Consider the following 26,094-nt stretch of genomic DNA (forward strand, 5'->3'; position numbering starts at 1 on the left):
AGAAAAACGATGGAAATGGCATTGCTGTACATTGCTGGTGCACTGATGATGGGTCTAGGCGCTGTAGGCGCTGCGGTCGGTATCGGCGTTCTAGGTGGCAAATTCCTTGAAGGTGCTGCTCGTCAGCCAGAACTGATCCCACTACTACGTACTCAGTTCTTCATCGTAATGGGTCTTGTCGACGCTGTTCCTATGATCGGTGTTGGTCTTGGTCTATACGTACTGTTCGCTGTTGCTGGCTAACAAGTAGTTTTTTAACTAGATACCCCATGGGTTTCACTACTTTTAATCAGACAACCGCGAGGATAATGGCGTGAATATCAATCTCACCATCATTGGTCAGGCTATCGCGTTCTTCATCTTCGTCGTATTTTGTATGAAATACGTATGGCCACCACTAACAAGTGCACTGGCTGAACGTAAGAAGAAGATTGCAGATGGTCTTGATGCGGCAGAACGCGCTGAGCGCGATCTGAAGCTAGCTCAAGAGAAAGCGACAGATAATCTGCGCGAATCTAAAGAGCAAGCAGCTGCCATCATTGAACAGGCCAACAAGCGGGCTAACCAGATTGTTGACGAAGCTAAAGAGCAAGCGCGCGAAGAAGCTAATCGCGTTAAAGCTGCTGCTGAAGCGGAAATCGAACAAGAGATCAACCAAGCGAAGGAAGCTCTTCGTGCACAGGTTGCAGCACTAGCACTAGCTGGCGCTGAAAAAATTCTGGAAGCCTCTGTTGACGAGAAAGCACACGCACAGTTAGTTGAAAAACTAGCTGCGGAGCTTTAAGCGAGGTTTACGATGGCTGAACTCAATACAGTCGCTCGGCCCTACACAAAAGCTGCATTTGAATATGCAGCTAGCAAGGGCAGCCTTGATCAGTGGGCTAATATGCTGTCAATCGCTGCCTCTTGTGTAGCGGATGCGACAGTAGCCCAGGTGCTGGCAAACCCAGCCCTAACGTCTGAGCAGAAAGCTGGGACGCTGAATGGCCTTTTAGAAGGCGACATCGACCAAGCGGGCCAAAACTTTATGGCTCTATTGGCAGAAAATCAGCGCTTGGCTCTGTTGCCAGAGATCGCTGCACAGTTCAAAAAGCTGAAGTCAGCTCAGGAAGCTTCAATTGAAGTGGATCTGACAACTGCCTTCGATCTTGCTGATGAACAGCAGCAGAAATTGGCTAAGGCGCTTAGCACCAAGTTGGGTCGTGAAGTAGCAGTCACTGCACAGGTAGACAAGTCTATCCTAGGCGGTGTAATTGTTCGTACAGACGACCTTGTGATCGACGGTTCGGTTCGTGCTCGACTTGCGAAACTGGCCGAAGCGATGAATTCCTGAGAATGAGGAATAGAAATGCAGCAACTGAATCCATCTGAGATCAGCGAGATTCTCAAGAAGCGCATCGAGTCACTTGATGTGTCTTCAGAAGCCCGTAACGAGGGCACAATCGTTAGCGTATCCGATGGTATCATCCTGATCCACGGTCTAGCTGACGTAATGTACGGCGAAATGATCGAGTTCCCTGGTGGCGTCTACGGTATGGCGCTTAACCTTGAGCGTGACTCTGTCGGTGCCGTAGTTCTTGGTGATTACCAAGGTCTTAAAGAAGGCATGACGGCTAAATGTACTGGCCGTATCCTTGAAGTACCAGTAGGTCCTGAGCTACTTGGTCGCGTTGTAGACGCACTAGGTAACCCAATCGACGGTAAAGGTGCTATCGACGCAAAAATCACAGACGCAGTAGAGAAGGTAGCGCCAGGCGTTATCGCTCGTCAGTCTGTTGACCAGCCAGTTCAGACTGGTCTGAAAGCGATCGATGCAATGGTACCAATCGGCCGTGGTCAGCGTGAGTTGATCATCGGTGACCGTCAGATCGGTAAGTCGGCAATTGCGATCGACGCGATCATCAACCAGAAAGGTACTGGTATCAAATGTATCTACGTAGCAGTGGGCCAGAAACAGTCTACTATCGCTAACGTAGTACGTAAGCTTGAAGAGCACGGCGCAATGGATCACACGATCGTTGTAGCAGCGGGTGCAGCAGATCCTGCAGCAATGCAGTTCCTAGCTCCATACGCAGGCTGTGCAATGGGTGAGTACTTCCGTGACCGCGGTGAAGACGCACTGATTATCTACGATGACCTAACTAAACAAGCTTGGGCTTACCGTCAGATTTCACTTCTTCTTCGTCGTCCACCAGGTCGTGAAGCATACCCAGGTGACGTATTCTACCTACACTCACGCCTACTAGAGCGTGCAGCGCGTGTTAACGCTGACTACGTAGAAGAGTTCACTAAAGGTGAAGTTAAAGGACAAACAGGTTCATTGACTGCTCTACCTGTAATCGAGACTCAGGGTGGCGACGTTTCGGCGTTCGTACCAACCAACGTTATCTCGATCACAGACGGTCAGATCTTCCTTGAAACTGGTATGTTTAACTCAGGTATTCGTCCTGCGATCAACGCAGGTCTGTCAGTATCACGTGTAGGTGGTGCGGCTCAGACTAAAGTCATCAAGAAATTGGGTGGCGGTGTACGTCTAGCACTTGCACAGTACCGTGAATTGGCAGCGTTCTCGCAGTTTGCTTCAGACCTTGACGAAGCGACTCGTGCACAACTAGAGCACGGTCAGCGCGTTACAGAACTGATGAAGCAGAAGCAGTACTCTCCAATGTCTGTCGCTGAGATGGGCTTGAGCTTGTACGCTGCGAACGAAGGCTTCCTGAGCGACGTAGAATTGAACAAAATCGGTGCATTCGAAGCTGCATTGGTTGCATACTTCAACTCGGAGCATGCTGACCTGATGGCTAAAGTGAATGAATCAGGCGATTACAATGACGAAATCGCTGCTGGATTCAAAGCTGGCATCGAGAAGTTCAAATCTACCCAGACTTGGTAAGCGCTCGAGTTATGAGCAGAACGGCTGAACAGACTCTGTTCAGCCGATACTAGGTCAAGGAATAGAGGCGGATTTATGGCAGTCGGAAAAGAGATTAAGACGCAGATCGCGAGTATCGGTAGCACACGTAAGATTACCAGCGCCATGGAAATGGTTGCTGCATCTAAGATGCGCCGTGCCCAAGATCGCATGGAGTCTTCTCGTCCATACGCACGCAGTATCCGTGGTGTGATTCAGCACTTAGCGAAAGCTAACCCTGAATACAAACACCTTTACATGCAGAACAACGACCTGAAACGAGTAGGTTTCATTGTTGTCGGTTCTGATCGCGGACTCTGTGGTGGCCTGAACGTTAACTTGTTCAAGGCTGCTATTGGCAAAATGAAGGAGTTCAATTCACAGAATGTCGAGATCGATTTCTGTGCAATTGGTGGTAAAGCAGTTAGCTTCTTCCGTAACTACGGCGGTAACGTTAAGGCAGCAACAAGCGGCCTAGGCGATGCACCAGAGTTGGAAGCGCTAATCGGTTCAGTAAAAGTGATGCTTGATAGCTTCAACGAAGGCAAACTTGACCGTCTATACGTGGTATCGAACGAGTTCGTTAACACCATGACGCAAAAGCCGACTATTGAACAGCTTCTGCCCCTTCAGGCTGAAGAAGACGACGACACTCTCAACCACCACTGGGATTACATCTACGAGCCAGATGCTCGTGATCTACTAACAGGTCTTTTGACTCGTTACGTTGAATCAATGGTGTACCAAGCAGTTGTTGAGAATAACGCCTGTGAACAGGCAGCGCGTATGTTGGCAATGAAGAATGCAACCGACAACGCCGGCAACCTAATCGACGAGCTTCAGTTGATCTACAACAAAGCGCGTCAGGCAGCGATTACACAGGAAATTTCTGAAATCGTAAGTGGTGCTGCTGCTGTTTAAAGCAGTTAACAGGCTAATAAGTTAAGAGGATCCGAACATGAGTAGCGGACGTATTGTTCAGATTATCGGTGCAGTCGTTGACGTGGAATTCCCACGTGAAGATGTACCGAAGGTTTATGACGCACTAAACGTCACTAAAACCAACCTGACACTAGAAGTTCAGCAACAGCTGGGTGACGGTGTCGTACGTACTATCGCAATGGGTCAGACTGAAGGTGCAAGCCGTGGTCTGGACGTTGTAAACACTGGTGCTCCAGTATCTGTACCTGTAGGTACAGCGACCCTAGGTCGTATCATGGACGTACTAGGTAACCCAATCGATGAGTGTGGCCCGATCGGTGAAGAGGAGCGTTACCCAATTCACCGTAAAGCACCTTCTTACGCAGACCAAGCAGCGACTAACGAACTGCTTGAGACAGGCATCAAGGTAATCGACCTTGTTTGTCCTTTCGCTAAGGGTGGTAAGATCGGTCTGTTCGGTGGTGCCGGCGTAGGTAAAACCGTAAACATGATGGAGTTGATCAACAACATCGCAACTCAGCACTCTGGTCTATCTGTATTCGCAGGTGTAGGTGAGCGTACTCGTGAGGGTAACGACTTCTACCACGAAATGCAGGAAGCAGGCGTAGTAAACGTTGAGCAGTTCGACAAGTCGAAAGTAGCGATGGTTTACGGTCAGATGAACGAGCCACCAGGTAACCGTCTACGTGTAGCGTTGACTGGTCTTACAATGGCTGAGAAGTTCCGTGACGAAGGTCGTGACGTACTTCTATTCGTCGACAACATCTACCGTTACACACTTGCGGGTACAGAGGTATCAGCACTGCTAGGTCGTATGCCTTCAGCGGTAGGTTACCAGCCAACTCTTGCAGAAGAGATGGGTGTACTTCAGGAGCGTATCACGTCGACTAAGACTGGTTCGATCACTTCTATCCAGGCGGTATACGTACCAGCGGATGACTTGACTGACCCATCACCAGCGACAACCTTCTCGCACCTTGACGCAACAGTCGTACTGTCTCGTCAGATCGCAGAGCTAGGTATCTACCCAGCGGTAGACCCACTAGACTCTACTTCTCGTCAGCTTGATCCGCTAGTAATCGGTTCTGAGCACTACGAGACTGCACGTGAAGTGCAGGGTGTCCTACAGCGCTACAAAGAGCTTAAAGACATCATCGCGATCCTAGGTATGGACGAACTTTCTGAAGAAGATAAGCAGACGGTAGCACGCGCTCGTAAGATCCAGCGTTTCCTATCTCAGCCATTCTTCGTAGCAGAAGTCTTCACTGGTGCACCAGGTAAATATGTCTCTCTTAAAGACACTATCAGTGGCTTTAAAGGCATCCTGAACGGTGAATACGACTCTCTACCAGAGCAGGCGTTCTACATGGTTGGCGGCATCGACGAAGCAGTCGAAAAAGCCAAAGGCATGTAATCCCTTAAGCGGAACCTGAAGAGGTAATTGAAATGGCTATGACTGTTCATTGTGACATCGTAAGTGCTGAGGAAGAGATCTTCTCTGGCCTTATCGAATTCGTCTCTGTGAGAGGTAGCCTGGGTGAGCTGGGTATCTACCCAGGTCACACTCCGCTTTTGTCGGAAATCAAACCAGGCCCTGTCGAGCTTCGCAAGCAGGGCGGTGAAGAGGATATCTTCTACGTATCTGGTGGCTTCCTAGAGGTTCAACCACACAAGATTACTGTGTTGGCTGATACTGCACTTCGTGCGGGTGACCTTGATGAAGCAACCGCTGTAGAAGCACAGAAGCATGCTGAACAAGCAATGGCTGACAAGCAGGGTGAGTTCGAATACTCACGTGCTGCGACTCAGCTTGCTGAAGCAGCTGCACAGCTTCGTACCCTCGATGCAATTCGCCGCAAACTCGGCAAATAAGATCTACACGATCAAAAAAGGCAGCTTCGGCTGCCTTTTTTTGTGCTTTGAAAAAGCACCGTGTCTGACCTTTAGTCTGACACGACTCAGGAGTTACGCTACAGTCTCTGGTAGACGCTGACAAAGCCGATGACAGGCTGAAAGCCTGTCACGGTCACTCCGTAGCTGGTTTAGTACACAGTGACAGGCATTCAGCCTGTCATCTGCACTCATAAGCTACCTCTCATCTGAACTAAAACACATACGCTGGCGTACACAACGACATCTGCTTTATTTTTCAGAGGTTTAGATGTCACAAAAGCTAGCACACGCCGGCCTGTCAGAAGAGGCGATTTCGCGAGTCATTGAGATGGCTTGGGAAGATCGCACACCCTTTGAAGCGATTGAGGGGTTGTACAGCTTGTCAGAGCCACAAGTGATCAAGTTGATGCAGCGTGAGATGAAGCCCAGTTCGTTTCGTATGTGGCGTGAACGGGTCTCTGGTCGCAACACTAAACATCTTAAAAAGCGTCCAGAGGGGATTGATCGCGGCTACTGCTCTCGCCAGTACAAGATGGTCAGTAAGCCTAAGCGCTAAAGCAGGCGCCAGAGTGTATCAAATATGATCTTCTGCGCGGCCGCTACTTCACTTGAATCGATAACCACCGCAGTTGGGTAGTTATCAGACGCTAAAGAGATGATGGCAATTTTTGGTGGATAGATCGCTATATAAGCGGCGTCTACTGGCCCCTCGGTTTTGATCCATTTACGTTCTGATAGATCAGCACTTTCACCCCCATCCCCAATCGCGATAACCCGTACCTTGATCTTTCGAGCAACACGCTGTGCTGTGAAGTTCGGGAAGGGACGGTAGAGATGCTTTCGAATCGGTTTTGATGAGAAGACAGAGTAGATCGGTTCAGGGTTTGAGCTAACACTGTTAAGGATATCTCTGAGTACCTGCTCAATCCCCTCGTCACCCTCATACCACTGAACATTGGCTGCGCTAAAATCAGGCGAGAGTTGATGCAGCTCGGGTATGACACGACGCTTTAACTCTTCAACAGCGAGATCTAAGCGTTTACGGCGTTCTTCAGCCAGTTCTACCAACACTTCAGGCTCACGTGCTGTGAAGATGCGGCGCTTACCTTTTGGCAGATAGCTGACCACACCTAACGCCTGCATCTGCTTCAGTGCTTCATAGGTTGTGCCGCGATTGACCCCTGCACGCTCAGCAATGGTACGAATCGAACTGGGGCCAAGCGCTAGCAGGGCCTTGTAGATTGAGACGTCACGGTCGCTAAGACCGATCTCTAAAAACAGCGAATTATCCATATTTGTCAATTTTTTTATGACATTTAACCTTGCAGCAGTGTGCACTTAGGTTAAAGTATCGTCAAGTGGATAAATTTTGTTTTTGGAAACACCCGTTAATGTCGATAGATGTAGTCATTCTTGCGGCCGGTCAAGGCAGCCGTATGAAATCTAAACTCCCTAAAGTCCTTCACCCTTTGGCAGGAAAATCGCTGGTAAAGCACGTCATTGATCAAGCGAGTCAGTTAAACAACAGCGCGATGCATATTGTGGTTGGCCATGGTGCGGATCAGGTTAAAGAGGCGTTGTCCGATCTATCTTGCCAATTTTATACACAGGCTGAGCAGCTAGGCACGGGCCATGCCGTTGCACAGGCCTCAGCGGGTCTTCGTGCAGGCGGTGTTACGCTAGTGCTTTACGGCGATGTGCCATTAACACCGGCGAGTGTGCTAGAGCAGATGGTACAGGTCGCTCAAACGGGTAAAGTGTCGCTTCTGACCGTTAACCTAGACGATCCGACGGGATACGGCCGTATTCTTCGAAGTGCGGTTAACGATGTTGTGGGTATAGTGGAACAGAAGGATGCCAATGAAGAGCAATTGGCGATCACTGAAGTGAACACTGGCATTATGGCGATGCCAACCGATCATCTAAACGAATGGTTGCCGCAACTCTCTTCCGATAACGCACAGGGTGAGTACTACCTAACTGATTTGATCGCAATGGCGGCGGAGTCGGGTGTAACGGTTCAGGCACTTCATCCTACATCTGAGTTCGAAGTACAGGGTGTGAATAATCGTCGACAACTCGCTGAATTAGAGCGTTGGTATCAACTTCAGCAGGCCAATGCTGCGATGGATGCTGGTGTTACCTTGGCTGATCCAGCTCGATTCGATGTGCGAGGGCAACTGACGGTAGGGCAAGATAGCCACATTGACGTTAACTTCGTTGCAGAAGGCGAGGTACGCATTGGCTCAAACGTTTTGATTGGGCCCAATTGCAGCGTTAAAAATTCGATTATCGGTGACGGTGTAGAGATTCTTGCGAACACCCACATTGATGGTGCTGTTATTGCCGATGCTTGTCAGTTGGGCCCCTTTGCTCGTATCCGTCCTGGCTCACAACTTGCTGCTGGAGTTAAAGTCGGCAACTTTGTTGAGACGAAGAAAGCTCTGGTTGGTCAAGGGTCTAAATTGAACCATCTCTCTTACATTGGCGATGCACAGATCGGTGAAGAGGTAAATGTTGGTGCCGGCACCATTACCTGTAATTACGACGGTGTGAACAAATCCCTGACCGAGATTGGTGATCGCGCATTTATTGGGTCAAACAGCTCATTGGTTGCACCCGTGCAAGTGGGAGCAGGAGCAACCATCGGTGCAGGCTCCACCATTACCAGTAAAGTGGAAGAGGATCAGCTCTCCGTTGCACGTGGTAAGCAGAGAAATATTTCGGGCTGGAAACGCCCAATAAAGAAAGGTTAATCGTTATGTGCGGTATTGTAGGTGCAGTCTCTGAACGCCAGGTCAGCGGTATTCTATTAGAGGGTCTTAGTCGATTGGAGTATCGCGGCTATGACTCAGCGGGCATGGCCATTCATGATGGTCAATCTGTGAATCGTCTACGCCGTATTGGCAAAGTACAGGCTCTTAAGGATGCTCAAGAAGCGTCACCGATCACAGGTACACTTGGCATTGCGCATACGCGTTGGGCCACTCATGGTGTGCCTGCAGAGCACAACGCTCACCCGCACATGTCAGGAGATAGTGTTGCTGTTGTTCATAACGGTATCATCGAAAATTTCGAAGAGCTAAAAGCTGAATTGCTTGCTGATGGTTTTCAATTCTCATCTGAGACTGATACAGAAGTAATCGCTCACTTACTTGCTAAGCTTCTTAAATCAGAAGATTCACTTCTTGCAGCGTTGCCAAAAGTCATCGCCCGTCTTGAGGGTGCATTCGCCTTGGGCGTGGTACACAAGGATCTACCAGACCAGCTCTATACCGCACGCAAAGGCAGTCCGCTGGTTGTTGGTGTTGGCATTGGCGAAAACTTTATCGCATCCGATCAGCTTGCACTGCTTCCTGTTACAGACCGTTTCATGTTTCTTGAAGATGGCGATATTGGCTGCCTGACTCGTGATGAGATTCGTGTTTGGGATGCGACAGGTCAATCGGTTGAGAGAGCAGTGTCGCGTTACGAGCACTCAGCAAGTGCAGCTGAAAAAGGCGAATTTAAGCACTTTATGATGAAAGAGATCTATGAGCAGCCGACTGTAATGGCGGATGTGCTTGAAGGTCGTTTAACCGGAGATCGTCTTCTTGAGCAGTGCTTTGGTGCAGAGGCTGCAGAACTGTTTGATAACACTAAGCAGGTTTTAATTCTTGCCTGTGGTACTAGCTATCATGCCGGTATGGTGGCGCGTTACTGGATCGAAGAATTAGCTAATTTGCCATGTTCGGTAGAGGTGGCATCTGAGTTTCGTTACCGCAAAGCCGTTGTTCCAGAGGGAACTCTGCTTCTGACTATTTCACAATCCGGTGAGACCGCTGACACCTTGGCCGCATTGCGTGATATTCAATCTCGAGTGGCGGGCTCATTAGCTATCTGTAACGTTCCAGGTAGCTCGCTGGTCCGTGAATCACAGCTCTCTCTGATGACTCAAGCGGGTCCAGAGATTGGTGTTGCTTCTACTAAAGCGTTCACATCACAACTTGTTGCTTTGATGCTGACAACGGTCGCGCTGGCCCGCCGACAGGGGCTAACCGATGAGAAAGAGGCCTATATCATCCACTCACTGCGCCAACTACCTAGCTTACTTGAGCAAGTGATTGGCTTGGATGATCAGATTCAGAAGATGTCAGAAGCGTTTGCTGAGAAGCACCACTCGCTCTTCCTAGGTCGAGGCGCGCTCTATCCAGTTGCAATGGAAGGCGCACTTAAGCTCAAAGAGATCTCTTACATTCATGCTGAAGCCTACCCTGCCGGTGAGCTAAAGCATGGTCCACTGGCTCTGGTCGACAAAGAGATGCCGGTCATTGCCGTTGCCCCGCGTAACGACATGCTGGATAAGCTGAAAGCGAATCTTCAAGAAGTTCGAGCGCGTGGCGGTGAGCTATTTGTCTTCGCGGAAGAAGGTACTATCCAAGAGGAAGAGGGTATTCATGTCATTGAACTGCCCGTTGTCGATTTCTGGTTAGAACCGCTGGTTTACACCATTCCTCTTCAGCTACTCTCTTATCATGTAGCTGTTCTAAAAGGCACCGATGTCGACCAACCCCGCAACCTTGCGAAATCAGTAACCGTAGAGTAGCAAACTACCTTGGGGCTAACCGCCCCATGGCAATCAAACCACCCACAACGATGATGGCGCCGCCAAGTAGCGTCATCAGTGTGGGTACCTCGCCCAGTAGAATTAATGCAGCCAGAGTGGCAAAGAGTAGCAGCGTGTAGTTAAACGGCTGCAGGGTGCTCGCATCTGCATAGTCCATCGCTTTAATGTAAAAAAGCTGGGAGCCAATATTCATAATGGCTAATGCGATTAGCAGTGCACTCTGCTCTGTCGATGGCTGAATCCACTGAAACAGGCCAAATGGCAGCGCCAGCACCAAACCTACTAGCCCCATGTAGAGGGTGTGTGTTTTGAATCCATCTCTGCCACTCAGGTATTTGGTTAGAATCGAGAAACTGGCTAATGCAATGGCGCCACTCAGCGGCATCAGTAACTCGATCGAGATACCGGCACTGCTCGGCTGAATGATAATCATCGCACCGGTAAGACCGATCAAAACCGCTATCACCCTTCTTCTCGTCAGTTCCTCTTTCAGGATAAATCGCGCCATAACCAACGTAATCAGGGGAAAAAGCGCGACGATCGCGTGTACCTTTGCCACCAACATCAGCGTGAATGACAGGTTAATAAAGATTATCTCGGTAATCGACAGCGCCGCACGACCCAGCTGCAGCATCGGCTGTGCCGATTTAAGTCCCACAACAGATTGCCGCAACCCTCCGGCAAGCATGACGGCAAACAGGGTAAAAAACAGGTATCGCACCAGTAACAACTGACTTAGGGGCAAACCCCCTACTAGCAGGTGTTTAGTGATGATGTCCTGAATAGCAAACGACAACATGGACGCTAAACAGAACAGAATACCGATGGTTGATGGTTGCATGATGGGCTTTGATACCTAGGGGATAATCTACTGAAGAGTTATAGCAAATCACCCCCTTGCCTGTCTTGAGTTAACGATACTATTAACTCATTAGCAGTGCTGCATTTCCCCCTGAAGCGGTGGTGTCTTCGCAAATATGTTGCTCTTTACGGTGGTAAACCGAGTGCCCTTTAGACTTGAGAAGTGGAATGATCGCCCCCTCCCTTTGACTGAGAGTAATACGAATCTGCTTACATAACGCTTCGTGAGCGCTAACAGATACGCCTGCCAAGTCTGCAAGCTCAGTTAACAGTCCTGGATCCAGATCGCCGGCCAAACAGATAATGGGTAGATCTTTCATGATGTCACTGTCAGGACTCTTTTTGGTTAGCAGTAGCGTTGGGTTGCCGGTTGATGCACTTGCAATGGCTTGCTGCCAAGCTTGCTCGTCGCCAGCGACTAACCAATAACCTCTAGCTGATGTGAATAGCTGATTATCTTCACCCGTAACACTAGGGCATTGTGTTAGAAGTTCACGAGCAAGAGGTTTAAATTGAGATCGCAGAGTCTGCCATGCTGATTGCACCTGTTCTGCTGATAGCAGGTCTAAGGGGTTAGGTTGATACTGACTCTCAATTGTCTCCGGTTGTGTTAGATTGACGAGATAGTTTGGCCCACCCGCTTTAGGTCCGGTCCCTGACATACCTTCCCCGCCAAAAGGCTGAGACTCGACTATAGCCCCAATCTGGTTGCGGTTGATGTAGCAGTTCCCCACGTTGAGTTCAGCACAGAGCCGCTCAGTTCTGTTCTGTATGCGTGAATGCATTGCGAAGGTTAGGCCATATCCACGCGCGTTAATATCGTTGACCACATCATCAAGTTGATCCGCATTGTATGGAGCAATATGTAAAATCGGGCCAAAGCGCTCGAAGTCCAAATCATGGATACCATCAACTTCAAGCAAGGTTGGTGTAACAAAATGACCGTCGAGCTCTTGAGTTTTAGTTTGATACACAATTCTTGAGCGTTGTTCTTCAATATAAGTATTCAACGCTTGCGCAGCTTTAGCATCAATAACAGGACCCACATCGCACTTCAGTTCGCTTGGATCGCCCACCTTTAACAGCGCCATGGCGCCGGTGATCATCTCGAGGATCTGCGGGTAAACCTCTCGCTGGACGTAGAGCATACGCAGCGCTGAACAGCGCTGGCCGGCGCTCTGGAAGGCTGATGCCATAACCGCTTTAACCACTTGTTCTGGTAGCGCAGATGCATCGGCAATCATCGCATTCAGGCCGCCAGTTTCAGCGACCAGCAGAGTATCTGGCGCAGCGTTATGCGCAAGTGCCTTCTCAATACGTTTCGCTGTGGCTGTCGAGCCGGTAAAGATCACTGCGTTCACGTCTGGGTGTGAGACCAGTGCATTACCCTGTTGTGCGCCTGTGCCGAACACAAGTTGTACTAGGTCAGTTGGCATGCCCGCTTCTTTCCAGAGTTCTATCGCTTTGCGAGCGACTAAACTGGTCTGTTCGGCCGGTTTAGCCAACACTGCATTGCCGGCACCAACAGAAGCCGCAATTTGACCGGTAAAGATCGCCAGCGGGAAGTTCCAAGGTGAGATGCAGACAGCCACACCTCGTGCCTCAGTTTGTTGATCAAGTCCGTCGCTCTCATCGGCGTAATAACGCAGAAAGTCGACCGCTTCACGAATTTCATTGATTGCATCAGCAAGAGTCTTTCCTGCTTCTCTGGCCAGTAGAGCGAGTAACTCAGGAGTGTCGCGTTCATAAAGATCTGCGATCTGTCGCAAGAGTTTTCCTTTGAGTGGCTTGTCTGCCCAAGCCGTTTGGGCAACCTTGGCCTGATTGAACAGCTGATCGACTGAGCTCAGATCAGTCGTTTGATAGTGCCCCAATAGCTCTTGCGAGTAAGGCTCTACAACAGGGACGTCACCTGTCTCGCCCCAAATTGTCTGCATAAAGAGTGAGCGGCTTGCTAAAAGCGCATCGACTTCTGCCTGTTCGCCAAGGTCAAAACCGCGAGAGTTACTCCTATCAGTGAATATTGCGCTGCCGGGTGTTACCGCTTGCTCGATGAGTTTCTGATGCACCGGACTCGCAACGACCTGCTGTGGCGGGATAGCCTCGTCAGCAAGCTGGCTAACAAATGAGGAGTTGGCTCCATTTTCAAGCAGACGACGCACTAGGTAGGCGAGTAGATCTTTATGCGTTCCAACGGGCGCATAGATACGACAACCTGTCTGGTGCTTCTCCAAGAGCTCTTGATGCAGCGCCTCTCCCATGCCATGAAGACGTTGCATTTCGAATGCAATGCCGGCCTCTTTGGCCCAGTTGAGTACACAGGCTGCTGTCTGGGCATTGTGAGTAGCAAATTGTGGGTAGATGCGGTCGCCGTAACGCACCAGTTTGCGCGCACAGGCGAGGTAGCTGACATCGGTGTGATGCTTTGCGGTGAACACCGGGAAATGGTCCAGCCCTTGCTCCTGCGCAAGTTTGATTTCGGTATCCCAGTAGGCACCTTTAACCAAACGCACCATCAGTTTGCGATTGCTCTGATCTGCCCAAGCGTAGAGTTGATCCAGTACCGAATAAGCTTTGCGGTTGTAAGCTTGCACAACAATACCCAGACCATCCCAACCGGAAAGCTCAGGCGCTTCAATCAGGTTGCGAATGATATCGAGCGATATCTCAAGGCGTGCGCACTCTTCAGCATCAATATTGAGGCCAATATTGTGCTCCTTAGCAAGTGAGCAGAGTGACAGCATGCGCTCACTTAATTGGGTAACTGCCTCGTCCTCATTGAATAGCTCGTAACGCGGATGCAGCGCCGACAACTTTACTGAGATGCCTGGATTCTTTTCGATCTGGGTTGATTTCGACTGCTCGATCAGTGCTAGCAGGGCGTTGCGGTATGAATTGAAATAGCGATCGGCGTCGGCCTGAGTATAAGCCGCCTCACCCAGCATATCGTAAGAGAAAGTGTAACCTTGGAACTCAAGTTTGCCGGCGCGCTCTTGGGCGCTTTTAATGCTTTCACCTAGGACGAAGGCACGACCCATCAGCCGCATACCTGCACCCACTCCGATTCGCATCGCGGCGAGTATTGCGCTGCGAAGGGGTTTCATCTTGAGGCTAGCGCTGCCCAGTTGCAGTCCCATGCTGGCGCCGCGAACAAGTGCACTGGTCTGCGCCGTTTTAACGGACCAGTCGCGGTTAGCGAGCTTATCAATAATCAGTTCGTTAGCCGTCTGTTTGTCCGGTACGCGTTGGTAGGCCTCAGCCAAAGTCATCAACGATAGTCCCTCTTGCGTGTCTAAAGGATAAGCACGAAGGAATTGCTCAAGGATAGACGGCTTAAAATTGTTACGAATCGCAGTGACTAGGTTGCTCGCCACTGTCTGGAGGTCAGGCGTGACCCACTGCAGAAGTTGCTCTTTCTCGATGAGCTGTTGCAGTTGATCTAATTCTGATTGGTCGCAATAGGGTATCTGGATGTGTGTGTTTTGAGCGTTCATGTTTAGCCCCTCTAAATTGATAATGCAATTATAGATTTAGACTTATAGGGCTTCTGTCTATTTTTATAGGTATATATAGACTTTAAAACTTATTATTCGCTTTAATTTAGATAACTAATAGTTAAATAATTTTATTGGTAGGCGATATGACTAATGTGTCTTTAGATAATTATGATTTGGCGATATTAAAAACCTTAGAGCAAAACGGGCGGATAACGGTCACTGAGTTGGCTGATAGAGTGGGATTATCTAAAACCCCCTGCCAAATTCGAATGAAGCGGCTAGAAAGCAATGGAGTGATACGTGGCTATACCGTAATCATGGATTACGGACTGCTCGATACTAATCATATTGCCTTTGTGCAGGTTAAGCTCAGTGACACCAGGGCTGCTGCTCTTGCTTCATTTAATGATGCAGTTGGCGCTGTGTCTGAAATAGAGGAGTGCCATATGATGGCTGCAGACTTTGATTACATCCTTAAAGTGCGTACACGCGATATCGCGAGCTATCGAGAGGTTCTGGGTGAAACTATTTCAGAGCTACCCTATGTCTCTAGTACCTCTACCTTTGTCTGTATGGAGGCTGTTAAAGAGCATGGCCAAGTCTTTGATGGTTAGCAAATCACCTAAATTTCTCTAATTTCTAGGAAAATTGATTTTTATAATATGAATAAAAAGAATATTTTCCAGTTTCTGTTCAATAAATAGGCAAAATCACCCATCAGGTCTGTTCTATAATTGATTAACCATCAATTGATCAGATGGTCTGACCAATACGTAACTGAAATCTGTTGTCTGAATGGTCAACATTCGATAATGTTAATGCGTTGCCAGTTGAAAAACTGCAGACACTGATCGCTACTACTTAATCGATAAAGTGGTGTGATGTTTCATTATAAGGAGAAGAGAATGAAAAAATTAGCATTGGCTGTAGCTGCAGCTTCAATGATCGCGGGTGCGGCGCAAGCTGGCAGCCACATGCCAAGCGAAGTTCGTCTTGGTGTTGCTCTAGGCTTTACAGGTCCTGCTGAATCACTTGCTGCTGATATGGCTGCAGGTGCAGAGATGGCTATGAAAGAAGTTGCTGATAGCGGCAAGCTTCTTGGTGGTGCTAAGGTTACTCCAGTTCGTGCTGACTCAACCTGTGTTGATGCTTCTGCTGCCGCTGCAGCCGCTGAGCGTCTAATCTCAGCTGAGAAAGTGGATGCGATTGTGGGTGCTCTTTGTTCTGGTGCAACGATCTCAATCCTACAGAACGTAGCGATGCCAAACGGTGTTCTTCTGTTCTCTCCTTCAGCGACTTCACCAGCGCTTTCAACTCTTGAAGATAACGGTTACTTCTTCCGTGCATCACCATCTGATGCTCGTCAGGGTCAAGTAATTGCTGAAATGCTTCAGGAGAAAGGTTACAAGTCGATCGCAATGACTTACACCAACAACGATTACGGTAAAGGCCTAGCGGACAGCATTCAGTCAAACTTCGAAGCGGCTGGCGGTAAAGTGACTATCAACACTCCACACGAAGATGGCAAAGGCGATTACGGTGCGGAAGTGGGTGCTCTTGCTCAGGCAGGTGGTGACATCCTAGTGGTTGCTGGTTACCTTGACCAAGGTGGTAAAGGCATCATTCAGTCATCTCTAGATGCGGGTGCATTTGATCACTTCTTCCTACCTGATGCGATGATCGGTGACAGCCTAACAGCTGCAATCGGTCCGGATCTAAACGGTTCAATCGGTACGGTTCCAGGTACTGACAGCCCTGGATCAGACTCTTACAAAGAGATGTTCACTGCGGCTACCGGTGCGGCACCTGGCCCATACTCTGACTACTCTTACGATGCAGCGGCTATGACGCTTCTAGCGATGCAGGCAGCAGGCACTAAAGATTCTAAAGTCGTTAAAGATCACTTCTTTGAAATCGCAAACGCTCCAGGCGAGAAAATCTACCCAGGTGAGCTAGCGAAAGGTCTTGAGATCCTAGCTAACGGCGGTCAGATTGACTACGTTGGTGCGACTGCGGTTGAGTTGATCGGCGGCGGTGAGTCAGCAGGTAGCTACCGTGAGATTCTGGTTAAAGACCAGCAGAACACAACTGTTCGTTACCGCTAAGCGATAGCGCATAAAACAGGCTCGGGGTTCACTGAATCTCGAGCCGTTTTTACATTTGAGCATTATGATTGTTGTAGAAAATCTCCATAAGCGCTTTGGCGGTGTTCATGCCGTGAATGACGCGTCCCTTCACATTAAGAAGGGCTCAATTACCGGTCTAATCGGTCCAAACGGTGCAGGTAAAACGACGCTGTTTAACGTGATCGCAGGCCACCACTCGCCCACTTCAGGTCGCATCACCCTTGATGGTGAAGACATTACCGGACTTAAGCCACATGAGCTGTTTGGTAAGGGTCTATTGCGCACCTTCCAGTTGGCTCACGAATTCTCTTCATTAACGGTTCGCGAAAACTTGATGATGGTACCACCTAATCAAGCTGGCGAAAGCTTAATGAATACCTGGTTCCGCAAAGATCTAGTGCGTGCTGACGAGCAGCGTGTGCGTGAGAAAGCGGACGAGGTGATCGATTTTCTAGAGATTGGTCACGTTGCAGATGAACTGGCTGGCAACCTGTCAGGTGGCCAGAAGAAGCTTCTGGAACTGGGTCGCACCATGATGGTGGATCCTAAAATTGTCTTCTTGGATGAGGTCGGTGCCGGTGTAAACCGTACGCTGCTCTACAAGATTGGCGATGCGATTAAAAAGCTGAATCAGGAGCGCGGTTACACATTCTGCCTGATTGAGCATGATATGGACTTCATAGCGCGTCTTTGTGACCCGGTTATCTGTATGGCGGAAGGTACTGTTTTAGCCGAGGGTACGGTTGATGAAGTTAAGAACAATGAGCAGGTGATCGAGGCTTACCTCGGTACCGGTTTGAAACATAAGCGGTAAGCGTACATGAGTTTTTTAATAGGTCAGAGTATGACCGGCGGCTACGGTGCTGCGGATATCCTCAAAGAGTGCACCATTGGTGTGGATCGAGGTGAGATCGCGGTTATCGTTGGCCCTAACGGTGCTGGCAAGTCGACAGCAATGAAGGCTACCTTTGGCATGTTGCCGTTGCGAGAAGGTCAGGTCATGTTTGATGGTGAAGACATTACCCACCTCAAACCTGAAGAACGCGTGGTTAAAGGGATGGGGTTTGTGCCTCAAACCCACAATGTATTCACCTCGATGACGGTTGAAGAGAATCTTGAGATGGGCGCCTTCATTCGTGAAGACGATATCTCCGATTCGATTGAACAGGTTTATGAACTCTTCCCCATTTTGAAAGAGAAGCGCCGCCAACCAGCCGGTGAGCTTTCAGGCGGTCAGCGCCAGCAAGTCGCGGTGGGTCGTGCCATGATGACGCAACCTAAGGTTCTGCTTCTGGATGAGCCAACAGCCGGTGTGTCACCCATTGTGATGGATGAGCTATTCGATCGAATCATAGAGATTGCTCGCACAGGTGTAGCGATTTTGATGGTTGAGCAGAATGCGAAACAGGCGCTAGAGATTGCCGATAAAGGCTACGTGTTGGTACAGGGTTCTAACCGATTCACAGATACAGGCGAAGCGTTGTTGGCTAACCCTGATGTTCGTCGCTCGTTCTTGGGGGGTTAATCGATGACTGACTTTATTAATGCCCTAATTGTTCTGGCGAACTTTATTCTTGTTCCTGCACTGACTTACGGCAGTCAGTTGGCGCTCGGTGCACTGGGTGTCACTCTGGTCTACGGTGTGTTGCGTTTCTCCAACTTCGCACACGGTGAAATGATGGCTTTTGGTACCATGATCACCATCTTTGGTACCTGGGGTTTACAGGCGCTGGGTGTCTCTATTGCACCGCTGCCAACAGCCCTGCTGGCGCTACCTTTGGGTATTGCCGGTGCTGTCGCACTCTCGTTGATCCTTGATAAAACCGTTTACAAATATCACCGCCAGCGCAAGGCGAGTCCGGTGATCTTCCTGATTGTCTCAATCGGTTTGATGTTCTTTATCGGTGGTCTGGTGCGATTCATTATCGGTCCTGGCGATCAGATCTTCTTTGACGGAACTCGTTTCATCTTCTCGGCGCGTGATTTCAAACGTGCGACGGGCCTTGATGAAGGGTTGGCTCTTAAGATGACTCAAGCGGTGACCATTATTACTGCGATTATTGTGGTAGCTGCCATGTTCTGGTTCCTGAACAAAACACGTACCGGCAAATCGATGCGTGCTTTTTCAGACAACGAAAATCTAGCACTGCTGTCGGGTATCAACCCAGATCGTGTCGTGATGATTACCTGGATCCTTGTGGGTGCGCTAGCGACCATTGCCGGTACTCTATACGGATTGGATAAGAGCTTTAAACCATTCAGCTTTATGCAGCTGCTCTTACCAATCTTTGCCGCAGCGATTGTCGGTGGGGTTGGTAACCCATTGGGTGCCATTGCGGGTGGTTACGTGATCGCCTTCTCAGAGATTGCCGTCACCTTCGCCTACAAGAAAGTCGTAACCTACTTGGGGCCTGATAGTTTCCAACCTGATTCGTTGGTTCAGCTGTTGGGCACCGATTACAAGATTGCGGTTTCATTCATCATCTTGGTTATCGTACTGATTGTGCGACCTACCGGTATTTTTAGTGGGAAGACCTTGTAATGAATCAGACATTTTTTAATCAATATCGCACTCCGATTCTCTACTCGGTGATGGCGCTTCTGCTTGTCATCGTCGGTGTGGGTCAGGGGTGGTCTGTCGCCTTTACCATTCTTAACCTCTGTTTGATCAGTGCCATCATGTCACTGGGTGTCAACATGCAGTGGGGTTATGCCGGTCTCTTTAACGTTGGTGTGATGGGCTTTGCAGCACTGGGTGGTTTGGCCGCGGTTCTGGTCTCTATGCCACCGGTTGAAGAGGCGCGTGCTGCGGGTGGTCAGGGCATTTTAGTCGGCCTGTTGATTCTAATTGCGACCATTTTCGTGTCGATCCTGGCGTGGAAACAGTTTGGGGCTAAGAGTAAGAAGACTGGCTATTGGATGCTGTTTGTCATCATAGCTGTGGGTTATGCCCTGATGCGTCTATTTTTCCTCCCTTCCGTTGAAGCAATCGAAGCGGTTAACCCCTCAGTGACTGGATATCTTGGTGGCTTAGGTCTGCCAATCATCCTCTCTTGGCCTGTGGGTATGGTGTTTGCGGCCGGTGCGGCTTACGTCATTGGTAAAGTTGCTTTGGGGCTTCGCTCTGACTACCTAGCGATTGCAACGCTGGGTATTTCTGAGATCGTTCTCTACTTCATTAAGAATGAAGAGTGGCTGACACGCGGTGTTAAAAACGTCAACGGTCTACCTCGTCCGGTTCCTTATGAGGTGGATCTACAACAGGCAACTTGGTTCCAGCAATTTGCTGCAGACTGGGGTATGGAAGTGGCAGAGGCCTCGTCTCTATTCGTTAAAGTATGTTACGCAGGGCTGTTTATCGTTGTCATTGCGATCTTGATGTACTTATCTGAGACGGCACTTAAGTCACCTTGGGGTCGTATGATGCGCGCTATTCGTGACAACGAAGTGGCCGCTGCCGCAATGGGTAAGGATGTTGTTAAACGTCACCTGACGATCTTTGTGATTGGCTCAGCGGTTATTGGCCTTGCTGGTGCAATGCTAACGACTCTGGATGGTCAGTTTACACCGGTTGGTTACCAGCCATTGCGTTTCACCTTCCTCATTTGGGTCATGGTGATCATTGGTGGCTCGGGCAATAACTGGGGTGCAGTCTTGGGCGGTTTCTTCATCTGGTTCTTCTGGATCGAAGCGGAGCCGATTGGTCTTTGGTTAGTGGATACCCTAACCTCTTTCATGGAGCCAACTCACTGGCTACGTCTGCACTTGATGGACAGTGCCGCTCACATGCGTCTGATGACGGTCGGTATCGTGCTTCTGATTGCATTACGATATGCCCCAGAGGGATTAATCCCCGAGCGAACGGCTCGTAAGCACTGATTCATAGCACTACTATGAGTGGGGTTGGGCTTCTAGTCCGGCCCCATTTTCATTTTTGTGACCTATCTTTTCTCAACTAGCGTAGACTAGGGTAATAACTTCTATTACTTGTAGGTCAATTGTGCAGCAGAAACCAGAACACTTCGGCTTTTTCCTAATGCCCGGTTTCTCGATCATCTCCTTTGCGGCGACGATTGATCCGCTGCGTCTTGCGAACCAGTTAAGTGGTCAAACTCTTTATGAGTGGCACTTTTATGGTCCAGCCGATCAGACCGTTACCTGCTCGACAGGTATGCGTTTCCAACCCACACGTCGCATGAACGATACTGAATCGATTGATCGTATGTTGGTGGTTGGCGGTATCGGTGCTCAACAAGAGTCCGAAACCTACTTGAACGATTGGCTACAGAATTTGGTTCGCAATGGTATCAGTTTAGGTGCAACCTCGACGGGCTCTCTGTTATTGGCTGAAGCCGGTGTGTTAGAGGGTAAAACCTGTACGGTCCACTGGGAGGAGCGTGATCAGCTGACGGAGCTCTACCCAGATCTTAACGTCAGTGAAGAGCTTTATGAGATTGATGGCAACCTGATGACTTGTTCTGGTGGTTTGTCGGGTTTGGATATGATTCTTCAGCTGATTACGATTCGCCATGGTGAATCTTTAGCCCACCAAGTCGCTGAGCACTGTATTCACCCCAACATCCGTCCTGCTCATGATAAGCAGCGTATGAAGCTGCAGCTTCGCCAACACGGCAGTCACCCTCGCCTGACACAAGCGCTGGAGTTGATGCGTGAGCACATTCAACCGGTTCTAAGTTGTGAGCAGATCTCCGATCGAGTTGGGCTCTCAACCAGACAGTTGGAGCGACTGTTTAGACAGCACCTGAACTCATCACCGACAAACTACTACATGAGTTTGCGTCTTGAGTTTGCACGTCAGCAGTTGAAGTCGACTCGTCTTCCGATTCAAACGGTTGCGAAAAAAGCGGGATTTACATCCACTAGCTATTTTTCACGTTGTTACAAAAAGCAGTTTGGATTGACGCCAAGAGAGGCAAGAACGGGTGTGCACCGCATGATTGAACTGGGTGAAAAAGCGTAAAAGAGAGATCAAATTTCCAATAGGCTCTGCCTCGATCTCTCTTTTTATTGTGAGCGGTTGCGACTATTTCTCGTCGAACCAACTCTCTTCATTGAAATAGGTCGAGAGCTCTTGCTCTTCGCGACGCTGCTCTATGGCTCGGCGAGCATTAAGCAGCCGCTGTGATTGACACTTTTGCTCCTCCTGCGACTTCTCCTCTTCAAAGCCCACAAGCAGATCAAAAATTTGAGTTTTTACTGGATCTAGTTCTTCTTCACGAATCAGCATAGGTCAACCTCCTAAGCAAACGTCCATGAACGGATCGCTCATGGCTACACTGTTCTAATATCTTTTTACTGAAAGCGTCTCAGTAATGCAACCGCGACGATTGTCGTAAAAAAGTGTTACGAAAAAGTGAAACGTAAAATGCGTTAGTCAGGTCGGCGCATCATCAGGCGACGATCGTTTTGACGAAGACTTCTAAGACTGCGTTTGATCGTCTTAAGATGCTCGACGGCATTAGGTCCCAACCGCATCGCAACTCCAACAGCTATTACGTCGATGACAACAAGGTGGACCACGCGAGATGACATCAGAGTACTTAGGTCTTTGTCCTCTTCTACGTCGATAAAGATCGGTATGGTTGCCAGTTCAGCTAGTGGGGTGTTGGCTGGGCAGAGCGTGATAACGGTTGCGCCAGTATCTCTAACAAGCTTAACACTGTGTAGAAGGTCCTTGGTGGTACCCGTTTGTGAAATGGCAACCACCACATCCCCTTCGCCAAGTGTGACGGCTGAGATGGTCTGCATGTGAGGATCTGAATAGGCGGCTGCAGAGATCTTAAGGCGGTAGAATTTGTGTTGTGCATCGGCACAGACCGGCGCAGATGCACCCAGGCCATAGAACTCCACTCGACGCGCTGAAGCGATCGCCTGAATGGCCTCCTCTAGCGCTCGGTCATCTAACTGCTCTCGTGCTTCGACCAGATTACCCATCATGGAGTCAAAGATCTTCTGCTTAAACTCCAGAACGGTGTCGTCATGGTTCATTGAGAACTGTTCGAAGGTTGAGTTACTGGCCAGTGCTTGCGCTAAGGTCAGCTTAAAATCTTGGAAACCATCGTATTGAAGCGCTCGACAGAAACGAACCACCGTCGGCTCAGAGACCATCGCTTCAGATGCCAGATCAACAATACGCATATGAATGATGTCATTTGGCTGAGCTAGAACGTAATCAGCCACTTTCTGTTCTGATTTACGCAGCTTGGCTTTGGCATCGCTGATCTGTTTAAGAAGGTTAGCTGAGTTCACGCTAGGATCCATTTCTATAGAGTGTTGCGAGATAGTATATCAAGGCATACAAATCTTGCAGTAGCTTCGGTATCCTAATAATAGATATTAGGATTTGTTGGTTCATGCGATCTATATTTACCCTATTTTTTGTTCTTTTTAGCGCGACGGCTGTGGCAGCTCCTGATCCCGCTAAACTAGACCTTGCCTCTGTCAGTGTCATGATCAAAGACCTGGACACGCAAGAGGTGCTCTATGAGCGCAACGCCGATCGCGTTCAACCGATCGCGTCGTTGACGAAGTTGATGACAGGATTAGTAACTTTAGATGGCCGCCTTCCGATGAAGGAGCGGATCACGATTGAAGTGAATCAGATACCGGAGATGCGCAATGTTCACTCTCGCATTCGTGTTGGAAGTAATCTTCCGCGAGCAGATGTACTACACATCGCTTTGATGTCATCGGAAAACCGCGCAGCGGCCACTTTGGCTCACGCTTACCCTGGCGGTGCTAAGCAGTTCATCGATAATATGAACTGGACGGCACAGGGCTTGAGTATGACCAACACTCGATTCCAGGAGCCTACCGGGCTCTCTGAAAAGAACGTCTCTACTGCAAGTGATCTGATGCGTCTGCTGGAGGCCGTGAGTCTCTATCCAACTCTCTCCAAAGTAACGACCTCTTCCAAACGTGATGTGATCTTTAAACGGCCACGCACGGCCATGGCGTTTTTTAATACTAATACCTTGGTTAATAAAAAGAGTTGGTCCATTCAGATCAGTAAAACCCGTTATACCGATGATGCAGGCCGGTGTTTGGTTCTTAAAACACGCATCAAAGGTCGTAATTTAGGCATTGTCCTATTGGACTCCTACGGTAAACGCACCCACCTAGCCGATGCGCAACGCATCAAACGTTGGCTTGAAAAAGGCAGCAGTGGCAAGGTACCAAGAGGTGCTGCGAATTACCGTGATCAAAAATTAAAATCATTGATGACAGCATCGCGCTGATCCCAGAGGTAGCTATGGCTTATCGTGTCATTCCCGTCACACCTTTTGAACAGAACTGCACTCTCTTCTGGTGTCCAGAGACTAAAGAGGCGGCCGTTGTGGACCCAGGTGGCGATTTGCAAAAAATCATGGCGGCGATCGAAGAAGAGGGCGTGACGCTGACGAAGATTCTGCTGACTCACGGCCATATTGATCATGCCGGTGCATCAGCTACCCTAGCAAAATCGATGGATGTAAAGATCATTGGTCCTCAGCAAGCTGATCTGTTCTGGATCGAAGGGTTAGAGCAGCAGAGTCAGATGTTTGGTTTTCAGCAGGTGCAGGGCTTTGTGCCGGATCAGTGGCTCAATGATGGTGACACCGTTATGGTTGGTAATATCACACTGGATGTCATTCACTGTCCGGGTCATACCCCAGGGCATGTGGTGTTTGTTGATCGTAAGGCAAAAATTGCTCAGGTGGGTGATGTCCTGTTTAAAGGTTCGATTGGTCGTACCGACTTCCCACAGGGTGATCATGCAACGTTAATCAGCTCTATTAAAGAGAAGCTGTTTCCTCTTGGCGATGATATCCGCTTTATACCGGGGCACGGTCCTGAATCGACCTTTGGTGATGAGCGACTCACCAACCCCTTTGTGGCCGATCGCTGGGGCTAGTGATTCTTAGTGTTGTAGCTCGTTGATGAGGTCCATCACTTCAACGGGCAACCCCTTCTTCTGGGTAATGACGGCTTCTAGGGGTGTGGTGCTCACTGCACCTTTTGTTACCCCCACCATCACATCCGTTTTCCCTTCAAGCAGTGTATGAATGGCGCAGTTACCCAGCGTAGCAGCAAGCAGGCGGTCATGCGCTGTTGGCTTTCCACCACGCTGCAGATGACCTAAGACACAGACTCTAGGGTCTTCACCGAGCTGTCTCATCTCTTCAGAGAGTTGATTAGACCAGCCACTCTTTCCAGCTTCAGCGACGACAATAATGCCACTGGAACCAATGCCCTCTTTGCGTCGCTGTGCCAGCTGTTGGCTGATATCGGTAATATCAGACTGGTGTTCGGGAACAATAACCATTTCAGCGCCGGCGGCAATCGCAACATGACAGGCAAGCAGGCCGTAGTTACGCCCCATTACCTCAACTAAGAAGTGACGATCATGTGAATAGGCGGTATCACTGATTTTATCGATGCCTTCGACGGCGGTCGTTACAGCGGTATCAAACCCAATACTGTCATCAGTACCATAGATATCATTATCAATGGTCCCTGGAAGACCAATAACGGGAATGGAGAACTCTTGATAGAGTGCATGGGCACCTGAAAGTGAGCCGTCACCCCCAATGACAATTAATGCTTCGATGCCGTGCTTGGAGAGAATATCGAAAGCGCGTTGTCGTGTGGCCGCTTCATGAAACTCAAGACAGCGAGCACTCTTTAGATAGGTTCCCCCTCTATGACAGAGTCCACTGACACTTTTGGAATTCAGTGTTTCGAACTCCTCATTCAGCAATCCTGCATATCCGCGATGAATACCGATCACCTCTATACCAAAAGAGGTCGCTGTTCTGACCAATGCACGAATAGCTGGATTCATTCCAGGTGAATCTCCGCCACTGGTTAAGATGGCAACTTTAGAAAAGGATGTAATGTGGGAGTAATGAGGTAACTGATACATAAAGAGTCCAAAAGTGCTTATCCCTGAATACTAGCGATAATTTGGGTAAAAAATGAGCAAAAAATAGGGGCTTTTGTACAGTTAATGATCAGTTTTAATCTTTTTTTAAAAAAAGTGAAAAAAAACCAAAATAGACGTTGACCCTAAGTCTAATATCGGTAAGATACGCACCTCGCTTGAGACGAGTACTCAAGCAGCCGCCAAAAGATCGGTGGCACGCTCTTTAACAATTAATCAGGTAATGCGTGTGGGCGCTTGTTGAGGTTGAGCACAAAAGCTTAACAAGACAAGCAACCTATATGTGAATTCATTTAGCGTAATGTTTTTCTTGA

Annotated in this window: 25 protein-coding genes; 19 read left to right on the forward strand and 6 right to left on the reverse strand. The window is 49.1% G+C overall.

The features are described 5' to 3' along the window. Positions 1 to 9: 9 nt before the first annotated feature. The 8 genes from atpE (at position 10) to XMM312_RS10955 (ending at position 6,302) form a co-directional block, all read left to right on the forward strand. A complete protein-coding gene (atpE, locus tag XMM312_RS10920) occupies positions 10 to 243 on the forward strand; it encodes a F0F1 ATP synthase subunit C (protein ID WP_169451839.1) in 234 nt (77 codons plus the stop codon). A gap of 70 nt (positions 244 to 313) precedes the next feature. Then, a complete protein-coding gene (locus tag XMM312_RS10925; protein ID WP_173482157.1) occupies positions 314 to 784 on the forward strand; it encodes a F0F1 ATP synthase subunit B in 471 nt (156 codons plus the stop codon). Positions 785 to 796: 12 nt separating this feature from the next. Then, the gene (locus XMM312_RS10930) at positions 797 to 1,333 is read left to right on the forward strand and encodes a F0F1 ATP synthase subunit delta (protein ID WP_173482156.1); all 537 of its coding nucleotides are present in this window, start codon (positions 797 to 799) and stop codon (positions 1,331 to 1,333) included. 15 nt (positions 1,334 to 1,348) lie between these two features. Then, positions 1,349 to 2,893 carry a F0F1 ATP synthase subunit alpha gene (gene atpA / locus XMM312_RS10935; RefSeq protein ID WP_173482155.1) on the forward strand — a complete coding sequence of 515 codons (1,545 nt, stop codon included), beginning with the start codon at positions 1,349 to 1,351 and terminating at the stop codon, positions 2,891 to 2,893. A 75-nt stretch (positions 2,894 to 2,968) separates the two neighbouring features. Next, on the forward strand, positions 2,969 to 3,832 hold the full coding sequence (gene atpG, locus XMM312_RS10940; RefSeq protein WP_173482154.1) for a F0F1 ATP synthase subunit gamma: 864 nt from the start codon (positions 2,969 to 2,971) through the stop codon (positions 3,830 to 3,832). A 37-nt stretch (positions 3,833 to 3,869) separates the two neighbouring features. Next, the gene (gene atpD / locus XMM312_RS10945; protein WP_173482153.1) at positions 3,870 to 5,267 is read left to right on the forward strand and encodes a F0F1 ATP synthase subunit beta; all 1,398 of its coding nucleotides are present in this window, start codon (positions 3,870 to 3,872) and stop codon (positions 5,265 to 5,267) included. Between the two features lie 32 nt (positions 5,268 to 5,299). Next, positions 5,300 to 5,725: a F0F1 ATP synthase subunit epsilon gene (locus tag XMM312_RS10950; RefSeq protein WP_173482152.1), complete on the forward strand. Its 426-nt coding sequence runs from the start codon at positions 5,300 to 5,302 to the stop codon at positions 5,723 to 5,725. Positions 5,726 to 6,014: 289 nt separating this feature from the next. Continuing rightward, complete coding sequence (locus XMM312_RS10955; protein ID WP_173482151.1) at positions 6,015 to 6,302, forward strand: TIGR03643 family protein; 288 nt, start codon at positions 6,015 to 6,017, stop codon at positions 6,300 to 6,302. On the opposite strand, the gene XMM312_RS10960 is transcribed toward XMM312_RS10955, so the two are convergent. After that, complete coding sequence (locus tag XMM312_RS10960; protein WP_173482150.1) at positions 6,299 to 7,039, reverse strand: TrmB family transcriptional regulator; 741 nt, start codon at positions 7,037 to 7,039, stop codon at positions 6,299 to 6,301. The two genes, XMM312_RS10955 and XMM312_RS10960, sit on opposite strands and share 4 nt — an antisense overlap. Before the next feature lie 98 nt (positions 7,040 to 7,137). Between XMM312_RS10960 and glmU the strand changes: the two genes are divergently transcribed. Continuing rightward, the gene (glmU, locus tag XMM312_RS10965) at positions 7,138 to 8,502 is read left to right on the forward strand and encodes a bifunctional UDP-N-acetylglucosamine diphosphorylase/glucosamine-1-phosphate N-acetyltransferase GlmU (RefSeq protein WP_173489253.1); all 1,365 of its coding nucleotides are present in this window, start codon (positions 7,138 to 7,140) and stop codon (positions 8,500 to 8,502) included. 5 nt (positions 8,503 to 8,507) lie between these two features. Next, the gene (gene glmS / locus XMM312_RS10970; protein ID WP_173489254.1) at positions 8,508 to 10,331 is read left to right on the forward strand and encodes a glutamine--fructose-6-phosphate transaminase (isomerizing); all 1,824 of its coding nucleotides are present in this window, start codon (positions 8,508 to 8,510) and stop codon (positions 10,329 to 10,331) included. A gap of 4 nt (positions 10,332 to 10,335) precedes the next feature. Here the strand turns inward: glmS and XMM312_RS10975 are convergent, their stop codons facing one another. After that, the gene (locus XMM312_RS10975) at positions 10,336 to 11,193 is read right to left on the reverse strand and encodes a DMT family transporter (RefSeq protein WP_173483705.1); all 858 of its coding nucleotides are present in this window, start codon (positions 11,191 to 11,193) and stop codon (positions 10,336 to 10,338) included. Positions 11,194 to 11,275: 82 nt separating this feature from the next. Beyond that, positions 11,276 to 14,707 (reverse strand): bifunctional proline dehydrogenase/L-glutamate gamma-semialdehyde dehydrogenase PutA, encoded by a 3,432-nt coding sequence (gene putA, locus XMM312_RS10980; RefSeq protein ID WP_173489255.1) that lies wholly within the window; start codon positions 14,705 to 14,707, stop codon positions 11,276 to 11,278. 146 nt (positions 14,708 to 14,853) lie between these two features. On the opposite strand from putA, the gene XMM312_RS10985 reads away from it, so the two are divergent. The 7 genes from XMM312_RS10985 to XMM312_RS11015 all read left to right on the forward strand — a co-directional run bounded on the left by XMM312_RS10985 (position 14,854) and on the right by XMM312_RS11015 (position 21,817). After that, entirely contained in the window at positions 14,854 to 15,324 is a 471-nt protein-coding gene (locus XMM312_RS10985; RefSeq protein WP_173482145.1) for an Lrp/AsnC ligand binding domain-containing protein, read from the forward strand. A 291-nt stretch (positions 15,325 to 15,615) separates the two neighbouring features. Then, entirely contained in the window at positions 15,616 to 16,815 is a 1,200-nt protein-coding gene (locus tag XMM312_RS10990) for an ABC transporter substrate-binding protein (RefSeq protein ID WP_173489256.1), read from the forward strand. A gap of 64 nt (positions 16,816 to 16,879) precedes the next feature. Continuing rightward, positions 16,880 to 17,650: an ABC transporter ATP-binding protein gene (locus tag XMM312_RS10995; protein ID WP_173482143.1), complete on the forward strand. Its 771-nt coding sequence runs from the start codon at positions 16,880 to 16,882 to the stop codon at positions 17,648 to 17,650. Between the two features lie 6 nt (positions 17,651 to 17,656). Beyond that, a complete protein-coding gene (locus XMM312_RS11000) occupies positions 17,657 to 18,361 on the forward strand; it encodes an ABC transporter ATP-binding protein (protein WP_173482142.1) in 705 nt (234 codons plus the stop codon). Positions 18,362 to 18,364: 3 nt separating this feature from the next. After that, positions 18,365 to 19,378 (forward strand): branched-chain amino acid ABC transporter permease, encoded by a 1,014-nt coding sequence (locus tag XMM312_RS11005; protein ID WP_173482141.1) that lies wholly within the window; start codon positions 18,365 to 18,367, stop codon positions 19,376 to 19,378. Further along, positions 19,378 to 20,715: a branched-chain amino acid ABC transporter permease gene (locus tag XMM312_RS11010; RefSeq protein WP_173482140.1), complete on the forward strand. Its 1,338-nt coding sequence runs from the start codon at positions 19,378 to 19,380 to the stop codon at positions 20,713 to 20,715. Before XMM312_RS11005 ends, XMM312_RS11010 begins: the two co-directional genes overlap by 1 nt. Before the next feature lie 121 nt (positions 20,716 to 20,836). Next, positions 20,837 to 21,817, forward strand: a complete 981-nt coding sequence (locus XMM312_RS11015) for a GlxA family transcriptional regulator (RefSeq protein WP_371743487.1) — start codon at positions 20,837 to 20,839, stop codon at positions 21,815 to 21,817. Between the two features lie 63 nt (positions 21,818 to 21,880). Here the strand turns inward: XMM312_RS11015 and XMM312_RS11020 are convergent, their stop codons facing one another. Both XMM312_RS11020 and XMM312_RS11025 read right to left on the reverse strand, forming a co-directional pair. Continuing rightward, entirely contained in the window at positions 21,881 to 22,084 is a 204-nt protein-coding gene (locus tag XMM312_RS11020; RefSeq protein WP_173489257.1) for a PA3496 family putative envelope integrity protein, read from the reverse strand. Between the two features lie 143 nt (positions 22,085 to 22,227). Then, on the reverse strand, positions 22,228 to 23,106 hold the full coding sequence (locus XMM312_RS11025) for an SIS domain-containing protein (RefSeq protein WP_173489258.1): 879 nt from the start codon (positions 23,104 to 23,106) through the stop codon (positions 22,228 to 22,230). 104 nt (positions 23,107 to 23,210) lie between these two features. Here XMM312_RS11025 and pbpG point away from each other — a divergent pair, with 104 nt between their 5' ends. Further along, complete coding sequence (pbpG, locus tag XMM312_RS11030) at positions 23,211 to 24,095, forward strand: D-alanyl-D-alanine endopeptidase (protein WP_173489259.1); 885 nt, start codon at positions 23,211 to 23,213, stop codon at positions 24,093 to 24,095. 14 nt (positions 24,096 to 24,109) lie between these two features. Then, positions 24,110 to 24,751: an MBL fold metallo-hydrolase gene (locus XMM312_RS11035; RefSeq protein ID WP_173489260.1), complete on the forward strand. Its 642-nt coding sequence runs from the start codon at positions 24,110 to 24,112 to the stop codon at positions 24,749 to 24,751. 6 nt (positions 24,752 to 24,757) lie between these two features. On the opposite strand, the gene pfkA is transcribed toward XMM312_RS11035, so the two are convergent. After that, positions 24,758 to 25,762 (reverse strand): 6-phosphofructokinase, encoded by a 1,005-nt coding sequence (gene pfkA, locus XMM312_RS11040; protein WP_173489261.1) that lies wholly within the window; start codon positions 25,760 to 25,762, stop codon positions 24,758 to 24,760. Positions 25,763 to 26,094: the final 332 nt, after the last annotated feature.

Origin of the sequence: Marinobacterium sp. xm-m-312, from assembly GCF_013283295.1 — a bacterium.
In the GTDB taxonomy this organism is placed as follows: Bacteria; Pseudomonadota; Gammaproteobacteria; order Pseudomonadales; family Balneatricaceae; genus Marinobacterium_E.